This is a genomic window from Rugosimonospora africana (assembly GCF_016862975.1).
GTDB classification, from domain to species: domain Bacteria; phylum Actinomycetota; class Actinomycetes; order Mycobacteriales; family Micromonosporaceae; genus Rugosimonospora; species Rugosimonospora africana.
In genome coordinates this window covers 44,098-57,170 of the sequence record NZ_BONZ01000061.1, presented here as the reverse complement: position 1 = coordinate 57,170, position 13,073 = coordinate 44,098, and the positions used below count along the sequence as shown (strand labels likewise).

Annotated in this window: 12 protein-coding genes; 4 read left to right on the top strand and 8 right to left on the bottom strand. The window is 72.1% G+C overall.

Features of this window, described 5'->3' with window-relative positions; translation table 11 throughout:
- Positions 1–237 precede the first annotated feature (237 nt).
- On the top strand, positions 238–1,203 hold the full coding sequence (locus Raf01_RS30310) for a hypothetical protein (RefSeq protein WP_203921467.1): 966 nt from the start codon (positions 238–240) through the stop codon (positions 1,201–1,203).
- A gap of 159 nt (positions 1,204–1,362) precedes the next feature.
- Here Raf01_RS30310 and Raf01_RS30305 read toward each other — a convergent pair whose 3' ends face one another.
- The 5 genes from Raf01_RS30305 to Raf01_RS30285 form a co-directional block, all read right to left on the bottom strand.
- Positions 1,363–2,763, bottom strand: coding sequence for an NAD(P)(+) transhydrogenase (Re/Si-specific) subunit beta (locus Raf01_RS30305; protein WP_203921466.1), 1,401 nt, complete (start codon positions 2,761–2,763; stop codon positions 1,363–1,365).
- Complete coding sequence (locus tag Raf01_RS30300; protein WP_203921465.1) at positions 2,760–3,071, bottom strand: NAD(P) transhydrogenase subunit alpha part 2; 312 nt, start codon at positions 3,069–3,071, stop codon at positions 2,760–2,762. The genes Raf01_RS30305 and Raf01_RS30300 overlap by 4 nt, the downstream gene beginning before the upstream one ends.
- Entirely contained in the window at positions 3,068–4,198 is a 1,131-nt protein-coding gene (locus tag Raf01_RS30295) for an NAD(P) transhydrogenase subunit alpha (protein ID WP_239134053.1), read from the bottom strand. The genes Raf01_RS30300 and Raf01_RS30295 overlap by 4 nt, the downstream gene beginning before the upstream one ends.
- Positions 4,199–4,367: 169 nt before the next feature.
- The gene (locus tag Raf01_RS30290; RefSeq protein ID WP_203921464.1) at positions 4,368–5,030 is read right to left on the bottom strand and encodes a response regulator; all 663 of its coding nucleotides are present in this window, start codon (positions 5,028–5,030) and stop codon (positions 4,368–4,370) included.
- Positions 5,027–6,055 carry a sensor histidine kinase gene (locus tag Raf01_RS30285; protein ID WP_239134052.1) on the bottom strand — a complete coding sequence of 343 codons (1,029 nt, stop codon included), beginning with the start codon at positions 6,053–6,055 and terminating at the stop codon, positions 5,027–5,029. Before Raf01_RS30285 ends, Raf01_RS30290 begins: the two co-directional genes overlap by 4 nt.
- A gap of 334 nt (positions 6,056–6,389) precedes the next feature.
- Between Raf01_RS30285 and Raf01_RS49870 the strand changes: the two genes are divergently transcribed.
- A complete protein-coding gene (locus Raf01_RS49870) occupies positions 6,390–6,815 on the top strand; it encodes a DUF6069 family protein (RefSeq protein WP_239134051.1) in 426 nt (141 codons plus the stop codon).
- Positions 6,816–6,996: 181 nt separating this feature from the next.
- Here the strand turns inward: Raf01_RS49870 and Raf01_RS30275 are convergent, their stop codons facing one another.
- Positions 6,997–7,641 carry an FMN-dependent NADH-azoreductase gene (locus Raf01_RS30275; RefSeq protein WP_203921462.1) on the bottom strand — a complete coding sequence of 215 codons (645 nt, stop codon included), beginning with the start codon at positions 7,639–7,641 and terminating at the stop codon, positions 6,997–6,999.
- Positions 7,642–7,752: 111 nt separating this feature from the next.
- On the opposite strand from Raf01_RS30275, the gene Raf01_RS30270 reads away from it, so the two are divergent.
- Together Raf01_RS30270 and Raf01_RS30265 are read left to right on the top strand one after the other, a co-directional pair.
- Entirely contained in the window at positions 7,753–8,325 is a 573-nt protein-coding gene (locus Raf01_RS30270) for a MarR family winged helix-turn-helix transcriptional regulator (RefSeq protein ID WP_203921461.1), read from the top strand.
- A 446-nt stretch (positions 8,326–8,771) separates the two neighbouring features.
- The gene (locus Raf01_RS30265; protein WP_203921460.1) at positions 8,772–10,550 is read left to right on the top strand and encodes a putative bifunctional diguanylate cyclase/phosphodiesterase; all 1,779 of its coding nucleotides are present in this window, start codon (positions 8,772–8,774) and stop codon (positions 10,548–10,550) included.
- A gap of 86 nt (positions 10,551–10,636) precedes the next feature.
- Here Raf01_RS30265 and Raf01_RS30260 read toward each other — a convergent pair whose 3' ends face one another.
- Together Raf01_RS30260 and Raf01_RS30255 are read right to left on the bottom strand one after the other, a co-directional pair.
- Positions 10,637–11,644 carry a sugar phosphate isomerase/epimerase family protein gene (locus Raf01_RS30260; RefSeq protein ID WP_203921459.1) on the bottom strand — a complete coding sequence of 336 codons (1,008 nt, stop codon included), beginning with the start codon at positions 11,642–11,644 and terminating at the stop codon, positions 10,637–10,639.
- A gap of 34 nt (positions 11,645–11,678) precedes the next feature.
- Positions 11,679–12,848, bottom strand: a complete 1,170-nt coding sequence (locus tag Raf01_RS30255) for a Gfo/Idh/MocA family protein (protein ID WP_203921529.1) — start codon at positions 12,846–12,848, stop codon at positions 11,679–11,681.
- Positions 12,849–13,073: the final 225 nt, after the last annotated feature.

The following is a 13,073-nucleotide window of genomic DNA, read 5'->3' as shown; positions in this document are numbered from 1 at the left end:
CCTGGTCAGCGGTGCTTTCGCCGGTGGTGAGCCGCCTCACGTGAAGCGGGCGGCGACGCTTTGCCGCAGCCGGAAGTCCGCGCATCCGACCAGGCAAGATAGATGCTAACCGCTCCCTGTTTTCGCGGCATTAAATCCGGTCCACGGGGGTTGACCGTATAGCGGTGGAATGCGCATTACCGGAGGGCTGGTTATAGCTGGCGTCCATCCGTCCCCCCGAAACGAAAAGGAACCATCGTGCTGGTCAACTTGGACCGCTCCCGGCGCTGGCTGTCCGCCGTCGCGCGCTGGGTACTGGTCAACCTTGACCGTGCCCGTCCGTGGCTGATCGGAATCGGGCGCTGGCTGCTCGCCTGCGCAAGTTGGATCATGAATAAGACCGAGCGTCCCCGGCGCTGGATCGCGGTGCGCAGCCGTCCGGTCCTCGCCCGCCTGGCCGGTCCGCTGGGCCGCCTGGCCGTTCCCGGACGGTGGGTGCTGGCCCAGGTCGACCGCGTCCAGCAGTGGATGCCCGACATCTCCCGCCGGGGCATCCTCGGCCTGCTCCTGGTCGCGCAGCTGGCCTGGCCGGCCGCGTTCCACTCGGTGAGCGAGGTGGCCGCGCAGCCCGCCAAGGCGCCCGTGGTGTCGGCTCCGGCACCGGGTACGCCGCAGGCGGCTCCGGCTCCGGCCGCTCCGGCAGTCGCGGGCAAGGCTCCCGCACCGGCCGTGCAGGCTCCCGTCGCGGCACCGAGCCCGGCTCAGCTGATGCCGGACGGCATGCCGATCGGCCAGTCGACGTTCATCCCGACCACCGTCCAGATGGGCAACGCGCGCGCCATCGTCCAGACCGGGCAGCAGCTGAACCTGCCGCCGCGGGCGTGGGTCATCGCCGTGGCCACATCGCTGCAGGAGACCAAGCTCATCAACTACGGCGACCTCGGCGGTGCGAACGACCACGACTCGCTGGGCCTGTTCCAGCAGCGCCCGTCGTCCGGGTGGGGTACGCCCGATGAGCTGACCAACCCGCACTACGCGGCGTCCGCGTTCTACAACGCGCTGGTCGAGGTACCCGGCTGGCAGAACCTGCCACTGACCGTGGCGGCCCAGGACGTACAGGTGTCCGCGTTCGGCGACCGGTACGCCCAGTGGGAGAAGCAGGCCACCGACATGGTGCTGGCCCAGTACGGGATCGGCCCATACTGGGGTGTCTCTGCCGGGTGACACCGGCACACCGGAACCGGGCCCGGTACCTCGCCAGAGGTGCCGGGCCCGGCCGTGTCCGTGCCGTCGCGCGCGCCCGGGCGTGACTCCCGGGCCTGCCCTCAGGCGTGACTCCCGGGGCCTGTGCTCGCCTCCGCCACAACCCGGCTCCGGCTGCGCTCAGGCAACCAGAGTCTTCACCGCCGCGGTCAGGTCGGTGATGCCCTTTCGGGCGTCGGCGAACAGCATGCCGGTCTTCGGATCGGTGTAGAGCTCGTTGTCGATGCCCGCGTACCCGTGCCCCATCGAACGCTTGATGACGACCACCGCCCGGGCCTGGTCGACGTCCAGGATCGGCATGCCGGAGATGGGGTTGCCCGGCCGGCGGGCGACCGGGTTGGTGACATCGTTGGCGCCGACCACCAGCGCGACATCGGTACGGGCGAACTCCGGGTTGGCCTCGTCCATCTCCTGCAACTGCGGGTACGGCACGTTGGCCTCGGCCAACAACACGTTCATGTGCCCGGGCATCCGTCCCGCCACCGGGTGGATGGCGTAACCGACCTCGATCCCACGCTGCTCCAGCAGCGCGGCCAGTTCGGCGAGCTGGTGCTGCGCCTGCGCGGCGGCCAGGCCGTACCCGGGCACGAACATCACCTTGCTGGCGTACGCCAACTGGATCGCCACGTCGTCGGCGGACACCTCGCGGACGTGCGCGTTGCCGGTACCGCTGACCGGAGCGGTGTCTCCGGTGCCGAAACCGCCCACGATGATGCTCGGGATCGAGCGGTTCATCGCGTCGGCCATGAGTTTCGTGAGGATCGTCCCGGACGCGCCGACCAGCGCGCCGGCGATGATGAGCACCGCGTTCGCGAGCACGAATCCGGCCATCGCCACCGCGGTACCGGTGAACGCGTTGAGCAGCGAGATGACCACCGGCATGTCGGCACCGCCGATGGGCAGCACCATGGTGACGCCGAAGCCCAGGCCGGCCACCAGGAGCAGGATCAGCGGGAGCCGGTGGGTGGGGGTGGCCACCAGAGCGCAACCACTGGCCACGAACCCGGCGGCCAGCACGCCGGTCAGCGCCCGGGCACCCGGAAACACCAGCGGCTGGCTGGGGATCCAGCCCTGCAGCTTGCCGGCCGCGACCAGCGAGCCGGTGAAGGTGACGGTACCGATGAGGATGTCCAGCGCGGCGGTCACCGCGACCGACGCGGACACCGACGGCCCGCTCGACAGGTCGTTGACCGCGAGCAGTGCGGCGGCCCCACCGCCGACCGCGTTGAACAGGCTGACCAACTGCGGCATGGCGGTCATCGCGACACCACGCGCGGCGTAGAGCCCGACGGCACCGCCGACCGCCGCGCCCGCGATCAGCACGACGACACCTGTCGCGGTGATGCTGTTGTCGTGGATCAGGACGGCACCGGTGACGAGTACCGCGGCGGCCATCGCGGTCGCGGAGAGCTGGTTGCCGCGACGGGCGGTGGCGGGGGAGTTCATCAGGTGCAGCCCGAGCACGAATCCGGCCGCGGCGGCCAGATACACCAGGTGAGTCGCCGTGTCGAAGCCGCTCATGACTCACCGTCCTTGCGGGGCTGTGGGGTACGGGCCCGGAACATGCCGAGCATCCGGTCGGTGACCACGTACCCGCCGACCACGTTGGCAGTGGCGAACGCCATCGCGACGAAGGCGAGCACATACCCGGCCGGTCCGCGTGCGGTGCTCGCGATGAGCATCGCGCCGACCAGGACGATGCCGTGGATCGAGTTGGCGCCGGACATCAGCGGGGTGTGCAGGGTGGCCGGTACCTTGCTGATCACCTCGAAGCCGACCAGCAGACTGAGTACGAACACGGTCAGGTCGAACATCAGGTCGGCGCTCATCGCGCACCACCGCCCTGGCGTGCCTGGCCGGCGTGGCTGACGACGGTGGCGGCGAGGATCTCGTCGGTCAGGTCGATCCGTGGCACCCCGTCGCGGATCAGGTGCGCGAGCAGAGCCGTGATGTTCCGGGCGTACGCGGCCGACGCGCCGGGCGCCATCGCGGACGGCAGGTTCCCGGCGCCGATGAGCCGCACCCCGTCGGCGATCAGCACGCTGCGCTCCGGCTGGGAGCCCTCGACGTTGCCGCCGTGTGGCCCGGCCGCGATGTCCACCACGACCGAGCCGGGGCGCATGCCCTTCAGCGCGTCCTGGGTCACCAGCAGCGGTGGCTTCCGCCCCGGTACCAGCGCGGTCGTTATCACCACGTCGAACTCGCCGATCCGTTGCTGCAGCGCCTCCTGCTGCGCCTCGCGCTCGGCGTCCGACAGCGCCCGGGCGTAGCCGCCCTCGCCGTCCGCGACGGTGACTCCGGCCAGATCCAGGAACCGGGCGCCCATCGAGTGGACCTCGTCGCGGGTCTCCGGCCGGATGTCGTACCCGGTCACCTGCGCGCCGAGCCGCTTCGCGGTGCCGATCGCGGACAGCCCGGCCACGCCGACGCCGAGCACCAGTACCTGCGCCGGTTTCGCGGTACCCGCGGCGGTCATCAGCATCGGGAAGTACCGGCCGTACGCGTCCGCCGCCACCAGCGCGGCCTTGTACCCGGCGATGCTGGCCTGCGAGGTCAGCGCGTCCATCGACTGCGCCCGGCTCAGCGTGCGGGGCAACAGGTCGAGGCTCACCGCGTCCACACCGCGCCGGGTCAACGCCGGTACCCGTCCCGGATCGGCCGACGCTTCCAGCAGACCGACCAGCACCTGCCCCTGACGCATCCGTTCCACTCGGCCGGCGTCCGGCGGCCGTACACACACCAGCACGTCGGCACGTTCGAGAAGCTCCGCCTCACCGACCGGCGCCGCACCCACTTCCGTGTACGCGCTGTCGGGCAGGAACGCACCGGTACCGGCGTCGTTCTCGACGAGCACGTCACAGCCCAGCTCACGCAGCCGTGGAACCACCGCGGGCACCACGGCGACCCGATGTTCGCCGGGCTCGGACTCCTTCATCACACCGATGCTCGTCGTCACGAGCGCCTCCCATCGACAACGCTGTCTTTAGGTTTCGAAGACTATGCGCGACGGTACCGTGACGCCCACTGCCCGAGCGGCCCTTCATCCGCGGCACGGGGACGCACACGATCGACAGCGGCACGCTCGACGCCGGGGACGCGCTACGACGCGGAGGAGCTATAACGCGCTACGACGCGGAACCCGGCCGCACCAACCCCACCTCGTAGGCGAGCACGGCGGCCTGGACCCGGTCGCGCAGGTCGAGTTTGGTGAGGATCGCCGACAGGTGCGTCTTCACGGTCGCCTGGCTGAGGACCAGCCGTTGCGCGATTTCGGCGTTGGACATGGCGCGGGCGACCAGGGTGAGGACCTCGACCTCGCGGTCGGTGAGCAGGTCCAGCCGCGCGGGCTTCGCGGCGCCGGGCAGTTGGTCGGCGAACCGGTCCAGCAGCCGTCGCGTGACGGTCGGCGCGAGCAGCGCCTCGCCGCGAGCCACCACCCTGACCGCCTCGGCCAAATCGGCGGGGCGGGTGTCCTTGAGCAGGAAGCCGCTGGCGCCCGCGCGCAGCGCGGCGAACACCGGCTCGTCGAGGTCGAAGGTGGTGAGCATGATGACCCGGGCCGGGTTGCCGGCCTGGACCAGCCGCCGGGTGGCCTCGATGCCGTCCAGTCCCGGCATCCGTACATCCATCAGGATCACGTCCGGCCGCAGCCGCTCCGCGAGCACGATGGCCTCCAGCCCGTCGCCGGCTTCGCCCACGACCGACAGGTCATCGCGCGCGTCAATGATCATCGACAGGCCGGCGCGGACCAGGTCCTGATCGTCGGCGATCAGTACGCCGATGGTCATCGGACCGCGGCCAGCGGCAGGTGAGCCCGGACCTGGAAGCCGCCGTGCGGCATCGGTCCCGCGTCGAGCGTGCCGCCCAGCAACCGGGCGCGCTCGCGCATGCCGACGATGCCGTGCCGGGTGCCTGAGGTCACCGCGGTGCCCGGCAGGCGGGCCGTGCCGTCGTCCACGATTTCCAGTTGGAGGGCCAGCGGCGCGTACCGGACGGTGACATCGGCCCGGGTCGCGCGCGCGTGCCGCAGCGTGTTCGTCAGCGACTCCTGCACGATCCGGTACGCGGACAGGTCGACCCCGGCCGGGATCGGCTCGGCGCTGCCTTCGGTGCGCAACACGACCTCCAGCCCGGCGGCGCGCAGTGACGCGGCCAGGGACTCCAGTTGGTCGAGCCCGGGCTGGGGCTCGTTCGGCTCGGTCAGGTTCTCCGGCCGCATGGTCTGCAACAGGGTACGCAACTCGGCCAGCGCCGTACGGGCGGCGGCCTGGATCCCACCCAGCGCCTGACGCGCACGCTCGGGCCGGGCGTCGAACACGTCCTCGGCCGCGGCGGCCTGAACCACGATGACCGACACGGTGTGCGCCACGACGTCGTGCAGTTCTCGGGCGATGCGGGTGCGCTCCTCGGCGAGGATGCGCCGGCGCTCCGCCTCGCGGCGCAGGTGGTGGCTACGGATCAACTCGCCCAGCGACCAGGTCAGGGCCGGCCCGGCGGCGGCGAGCAGGACGTCGCGCCAGCCGCCGTCGACCAGCCTCCAGGGCACCCCGACCACCTCGGCGGCCAGCGCCCACAGCGAGATCCGGGGCGGCCGGAGCATGGCGAAGAAGACCAGCGGGCTGGCGGCCAGGCCGAGCCAGCCCATCTGCGGGCAGAGGATCTGCAGCCCGACGCCCACCGCGATGACCACGACCATCGCCGGGACCGGGTACCGGCGCATCCACAGCAGCGAGCTGGACTGAACCACGGCCAGCGCGACCGCGGCGGTGAGGCCGGCGGGGGTGCGCGGCCCACCCGGGATGAACCAGATCATGGCTATAAGCCCGGCCGCCATTGCGACGGCGAACGGCGCGTTTCCGATCCAGCAGGGGGGTTTGGCACGCACATCGGGAGCATAGACGGGGCCTCGGCCGCGGACATCGGTCTGCGGACCGAGCCGGCTGCGGCGCTCATCCTCGCGAACGAGGCCCACCGACCACGCGGCGTACCGCCCGGCATCCGGTGACTCGGCCGTCAGGCGGAGCCGCCGGCCCCTCGGATCGATCCGGGGGCTGAGCCGGAGTCCGGCACGTGGACCGATCCGGTCGTACCGTCCGCCCGCCTACCGTTCGGCTCAACGTGATTCGCCCACCGCTTCGGAGGTACCCATGTCCACCATCACCGTTCCGGCCAGTACGCGGCCCGCTGCCGCTCGCGGTGCCCGGCCGCTCGCCGTGGCCGCCACGGTGGCCGCGACGCTCGCCGTGTGGGCGGTGGCCGATCCGCTCGCCGGGGTCCGGTTGGCCGTCCGCTCCGGCGACAGCACCCGGATCGTCGGCCCGGCCTCGGTCGCGGTCGTGGGCCTGGTGGTCGGGCTCGCCGCCTGGGGGCTGCTCGCGCTGCTGGAGCGGGTGAGCCGGCGGGCACGCGGCATCTGGACCGGGATCGCGCTGGCTGTGTTCGTCGTGTCGCTGGCCGGCCCGCTGGGCGGCGCGACCACGGCGGCGACCGTCTCGCTGGCGTGCCTGCACCTGGCCGCGGCGGCGGTGCTCATCCCGCTGCTCGCGCGCACGGCCGGCCGGGGTCGTGGCTGACCGCCACCGCCCGGGCCGAGCGGTCCCGTGGCCGGGGCGGGACCGCCGGTCCGACTGGTCTGGGTCGTCGCGGGGCGCCAGACGCGCCGAGCCAGACCAGTCGCTCGGGACCGCTGGCCTCGGGACCGCCGGCGTCGGGACCGCCGGCGTCGGGACCGCCGGCCTCGGGGATCGCCGACGGTCAGGCCGCCGCGCGGACCCGCTCGGCGATGGTCCGGCCGTGCCCGTCGGCGGCCGCGTGTGCGCCGCGCCGGGACTCCTCGGCCAGGCCGATCAGGGACTCCATCGCCGGGACCACGCCGGCCAGGGTCAGCTCGGCCTCGGCCACGTGCAGGTCCAGGCCCCACACCTCGGCGAGGATCCGGCGCAGGTACGGGCCGGCGTGGTCCCAGCCCTCGCGCGGCGTACCCGGGCCGTAGCCGCCGCCCCGGACCAGGACGAGGACTCCGGAGCGTCCGGCCAGCATCGGCGAGGTTCCGCGCGGAGTGGCCATGATCAGGTCCATCCACGCCTTCACGTGCTGCGGGACGCCGTAGTTGTAGAGCGGCACGGCGAACAGGTACGCGTCGGCGTCGAGCAGCTCGTCGACGAGCGAGTCGGACAGCGCGACCGCGTCGGCCTGCTGCTGCGTGCGCTGCTCGGCGGGAGTGCGCCAGCCGCTGACCGCGTCGCGCCAGACGTCCGGCAGCGGCTCCAATCCCAGGTCACGGCCCACCACCGGGGCGTGCGGGTGCTCCCCCCGCCAAGCCTTCTCGACCGTGTCCGCGACCTCGCGGCTGACCGAACCCTCGATACGGATGCTGGCGTCCAAACGGAACAGACTCACAGGAAACTCCTTGACGGGTGAATCAACTATCGAGCAGATAGTCTGCCACGCAGAACATCTCGCCTGCAACTCTTCTCGGAGGTCAGCGTCTGGCCAGGTACTATGGCGTTCATGGCAGCGTCACGGGCATCGACGGCCGGAGACACCGAGGCATCGAGCCGCTGCGCTGCCCTCGACGCGGATCTCGGCTGGGCGCTCGGCACCGTGTTCCGGTCCTACGTGAAGGCGGCCAACGTCGCGGTCGCTGACCTGCCCGGCGGTCCCCGCGGCTACCAGGTCCTGGCCGCCGCCGCGAGCGACGCCCTGGGCACCCAGTTGGCGCTGGCCAACCAGCTCGGGGTCGACCGCACCGTGATGACCTACCTGCTCGACGACCTCGAACGCGCCGGCCTCATCGAGCGCCGGCCGGATCCCTCCGACCGCCGCGTGCGTCGGGTCGCGGTCACCGATGAGGGCAGGAAGCTGCTCGCCGAGCTCGACCAGCGGTTGGACGAGGCCGAGGACCACGTGCTGTCGATCTTCGACGACGCGGACCGGGGCACCTTCCGGGAACTGCTGCGGCGCCTGGCCACCCACGCGCAGGATTCGCTGGCGCACCCGTGCCAGGTGGTCGAAGAGACCGGAATCGCCGAAGATAGGCCGTCCCCGGCGACGCCGCGCCGTGCCCGGCGCCGGCAGGCGTAGCCGAGCCGATCGACCCCCGCCGCCGCTCACGCCGGCTCACCAGGGCGGTTCCCGGGGCGGGCGACGGATCCGGACGCTGCGCCCGGCCCGCCTCGACCTCCCGGCGGACGGCCCCGACGGGCCGGACAGTCCGGTCCTACCAATTCCGCCTTCCGAATATCGATCCGGCACGGCCGAGGCAATAGGGTGTCCGTGGATACCCCCACCCCGAGACGGCGGCCCGCCATGATCAAACGCGTCACCCGAATGCCCTCCGGCGCCGGTGTCGAGCAGCTCTTCGCCGAGTGCGACGCCGACCCCCGCGTGTTGCTGGGGGAACGCAGCCGGAGCCGGGGTGTGGCGGAGGCGAGCACCCCCCGCGTGTTGTTGGGGGAGCGCAGCCGGAGCCGGGGTGTGGCGGAGGCGGGCACCCGAGAGTCCAGATCCGCCGGCGTACGGCGCGCCGGGTGAGCACCGAGGCGAAGACCGGTGAGCAGTGCGTTCCGGTCTGGCCGGGTGCCCGCGACTTCGCCCGTCGCTGGGCCGCCGCCATCTCGGGCACCAGCTATGTCCCGCTGACCCGCGAGGAGATCGAGGCGCTGCTGCACCGGCTGACCGTGAGCCTGGCGGACCTGCTGGACGGCGACGTGGCCGGGGAGGAACGGGCCTACCAGGTCGGCGTCGAGCTGGTAGGCGCGAACTTCGCCGCGCCCGAGGCGCTCGGCCGCACCCTCGCCATCTTCAACGAGCAGCTCCTCACCTGCCTCGACCTGCCCGAGGTTCCGCACCGCCGGCAGCTCGACCGGCTGGTGCAGGCGCTGGCCACCGGGTACGCGCGGGCGCTGCGTGACCGCACCCTCGACGAGCAGGAGGCGATCCGCCGCGCGGCTCTGGTGGCCCGGTCCCGGGCCGAGGCGCGGTTGCGGGCCAGCGAGGACCAGCGCCACTACGCCAGCCAGCACGACCCGCTGACCGGCCTGCCCAACCGGGCGCTGTTCATGGAGTGGCTGGCCGGACTGTTCGCCACCTCGTCGCCGACCGGCCGGCTGGCCGTGTGCGCGGTCAACCTGGACCGCTTCGACCTGGTCAACGACACCCTGGGCCAGCAGACCGGCGACGACCTGCTGGTCGCCGCCGCGCGGCGGCTCAGCCGCCTGGCCCGGGCCCACGGATACCGGCTGGCGCGGCTCGGCGGCGACGAGTTCGGCCTGATCGTCGAGAACACCAACGGCACGACCGACGCGGCCACGATCGCGGACGGGATCCTCGCCGCCCTGAACGAGCCGATTCAGCTGGACGGGCACCGGCTCACGGTCACGGCCAGCGTGGGCATCGTCGAGGAGGCGATCGCCGGCACCGACCCGACCGAGGTCGCCCGGGCGGCCCGGATGAGCCTGCACTGGGCCAAGCTCGACGGCAAGGGCCGGTGGGTGCTGTACGACCCGCACCGCAGCGCGCGCTACGTGGCCCGGTACACGCTGTCCGCCGAGATGCCCGGCGCCCTGTCCCGGGGCGAGTTCGCGCTGGTCTACCAGCCGCTGGTCGACCTGGCAGACGGCGCCACCCGGGGTGCCGAGGCACTGGCCCGATGGCGGCACCCGGTGCACGGGGTGATCTCGCCGGACGGGTTCATCGACCTCGCCGAGGACACCGGGCTCATCGTGCCGCTCGGGCTGCGCCTGCTCGAGCAGGCGTGCGCCCAGGCCGCCGACTGGCACCGGCTGAGCCCGGAGGCGCCGTTCGTGAGCGTGAACCTGGCGGTACGGCAGCTGCGGCACCCGGGCCTGCTGGAGGAGATCCGTACCGTGCTGGACGAGACCGGCCTGGCGGCCGAGCAGCTTCAGCTGGAGATCACCGAGAGCGCGGTCATCGGTACCGACGACGGAACCATCGGTACCCTGCACGAACTGGCCGACCTCGGGGTACGGCTGGCGATCGACGACTTCGGCACCGGGTACGCGAACCTGGCGTACCTGCGCACGCTGCCGGTACACGCGCTGAAGATCGACGGTGCGTTCGTCCGTTCGCTCAAGCAGCCGGGGACCGACCCGACCGGTGAGGCGATCCTGTCCACCATGGTGTCGTTGGCCCACACGCTGGGCCTGAGCGTCACCGCCGAGGGCGTCGAGACGGCCGAGCAGGCGCAGGCCCTGGCCAAGCTGGGCTGCGACGTGGGCCAGGGCTGGCACCTCGGCCTGCCCGGCGCACCGGAGCGGATCACGGGGCTACTGACCGCCGAGTCCTGACCGCTGAATCCCCGAGCCCGACGGCCGAACGGGCCGGGCCCCGGACGAGTGCCGTCCGCGGGACCCGGCCCCGAGCCGTCTGACCGCTACGACTGGCTGCTGAACGCCGCGTCGAACGCGGCCTCCGGCTGGTCGAACGCGTACCGCCGGACGAACTCCAGCGCCTCGGGCGCGCCGACCAGCCGGTCCATTCCGGCGTCCTCCCACTCGATCGACAGCGGACCGTCGTAGCCGATCGAGTTCAGCGCCCGGAAGCAGTCCTCCCATGGCACGTCGCCGTGCCCGGTCGAGATGAAGTCCCAACCCCGGCGCAGGTCGGCCCACGGCAGGTGGGACGCGAGCCGGCCGCGGCGGCCGTCGCCGGTGCGCACCTTGGCGTCCTTGCAGTCCACGTGGTAGATGCGGTCGGCGAACTCCAGGATGAAGTTGACCGGGTCGAGCTCCTGCCAGACGAAGTGCGACGGGTCCCAGTTCAGGCCGAAGGCCGGCCGGTGGCCGATCGCGTCCAGGGCGCGCCGGGCGGTCCAGTAGTCGTACGCGATCTCGCTCGGGTGCACCTCGTGGGCGAACCGCACCCCGACCTCGTCGAACACGTCGAGGATCGGGTTCCACCGGTCGGCGAAGTCGCGGTACCCGTCCTCGATCATCGACTCCGGTACCGGCGGGAACATGGCCACGGTGTGCCAGATCGACGAGCCGGTGAACCCGACGACGGTGCGTACGCCCAGCTTGGCCGCCGCCCGCGCGGTGTCCTTCAACTCCTGGGCGGCACGCTGCCGTACCCCCTCTGGCGCCCCGTCGCCCCAGATCCGGGCCGGCAGGATGCCCTGGTGCCGCTGGTCGATCGGGTGGTCGCAGACGGCCTGCCCGACCAGGTGGTTGGAGATCGCCCACACGCCCAGGTTGTACTTGGCGAGCATGGCGCGCTTGGCGTCCACGTACCCGGGATCGGCCAGCGCCTTGTCGACCTCGAAGTGGTCGCCCCAGCAGGCGATCTCCAGGCCGTCGTACCCCCAGTCGGACGCCAGCCGGCACACCTGCTCGAACGGCAGGTCGGCCCACTGGCCCGTGAACAGCGTGATCGGTCGAGTCATCGTTTCCTCCAGCGGGTGGTGGACGCGGGCGGCACTATGCCGGGTCGACGGTCGTCCAGGCCGAGCCGGCGGCCGCGCTGCGCTCCACGGCGTCGAGGACGAGCTGGACCTGCAGGGCGTCGTCGAAGGACGGTCGGGGATCGGTGCCGCCGGCCACCGCTTCGATCAGGTCGCGCATCTCGTGGGTGAAGCTGTGCTCGTACCCGATGATGTGGCCCGGCGGCCACCACGCCGACAGGTACGGGTGGTCCGGCTCGGTCACCAGGATCCGGGTGAACCCCTGCCGGGTCGCCGGCACGGTCGCGTCGTAGAACTCCAGCTCATTGAGGCGTTCCAGGTCGAAGGCGGCGGAGCCGAGCGATCCGTTGATCTCCACGCGCAGGCCGTTCTTGCGCCCGGTGGCGAACCGGGTCGCCTCGTACGTGGCCACCGCCCCGCCGTCCAACCTCGCCAGGAACAGCGCGGCGTCGTCCACCGTGACCTCACCGGTCGCGGTCTGCGCACCAGCCTCGTCGCCGGCCGGCGAAGCGGACAGGCCGGCCGAGGCGCTGGGCAGCGGCCGGCGCTTCACGAACGTCTCGGTCAACGCGCTCACGCCGGCGATGCGCTGGCCGGTGACGTACTGGGTCAGGTCGACGATGTGCGCGCCGATGTCGCCCAGCGCGCCCGACCCGGCCAGGTCTTTCTGCAGCCGCCAGACCAGCGGGAACTGCGGGTCGGTGATCCAGTCCTGGAGGTAGGTCGCGCGGACGTGGCGGATGTCGCCGAGCCGGCCCTCCTCGACGAGCCGTCGCAGCAGGGCCACCGCCGGCACCCGCCGGTAGTTGAAACCGCACATCGTCCGTACCCCCGAGGCACGCGCGGTCGCCGCGGCCTGAGCCATCGCGCGGGCCTCGGCCACGTTGTTGGCCAGTGGCTTCTCGCACAGCACGTGCTTCCCGGCGGCCAGCGCGGCCAGCGCGATGGTCTCGTGGCTGTCGCCCGGGGTGCAGATGTCGATGAGGTCGATGTCGTCGCGGGACACCAGCTCGCGCCAGTCGGTCACGGCCTCCGCCCAGCCCAGCCGCTCGGCCGCCTCCGTCACCTTGCCCCGGTCGCGCCCGGCGACGGCCACCATCGTGACCTGCGCCGGCAGGTCGAAGACCCGGTTCACGGTGCGCCATGCCTGCGAGTGCGCAGCGCCCATGAACGCGTATCCCACCATGCCGACACGCAGCTGCGCTTTGTCTGCCGTGGACACGTCTGCTACCCCCTGCCGCTCACCGGACCGTGGACCGGTGCACGCCGCCCGCCGCGCGGCGGTGGCGTCCGGGGACCATCGGGCGCTCCAGGGCTCTGGACCACGCCGGGGACTCTAGGCAAAATCCACCGACACGTAAAGAGCTTCTGAGACTTCGGGGAAAACTTTCATTCGACTCGACAAAAGTCG

Bases quoted from the DNA above. Each gene is read 5' to 3' on its own strand.
- Raf01_RS30255 (WP_203921529.1), bottom strand. From the start codon at position 12,848: ATGGTGGGATACGCGTTCATGGGCGCTGCGCACTCGCAGGCATGGCGC.
- Raf01_RS30270 (WP_203921461.1), top strand. From the start codon at position 7,753: ATGGCAGCGTCACGGGCATCGACGGCCGGAGACACCGAGGCATCGAGC.
- Raf01_RS30305 (WP_203921466.1), bottom strand. From the start codon at position 2,763: ATGAGCGGCTTCGACACGGCGACTCACCTGGTGTATCTGGCCGCCGCG.
- Raf01_RS30260 (WP_203921459.1), bottom strand. From the start codon at position 11,644: ATGACTCGACCGATCACGCTGTTCACGGGCCAGTGGGCCGACCTGCCG.
- Raf01_RS30300 (WP_203921465.1), bottom strand. From the start codon at position 3,071: ATGAGCGCCGACCTGATGTTCGACCTGACCGTGTTCGTACTCAGTCTG.
- Raf01_RS30285 (WP_239134052.1), bottom strand. From the start codon at position 6,055: ATGATCTGGTTCATCCCGGGTGGGCCGCGCACCCCCGCCGGCCTCACC.
- Raf01_RS30290 (WP_203921464.1), bottom strand. From the start codon at position 5,030: ATGACCATCGGCGTACTGATCGCCGACGATCAGGACCTGGTCCGCGCC.
- Raf01_RS49870 (WP_239134051.1), top strand. From the start codon at position 6,390: ATGTCCACCATCACCGTTCCGGCCAGTACGCGGCCCGCTGCCGCTCGC.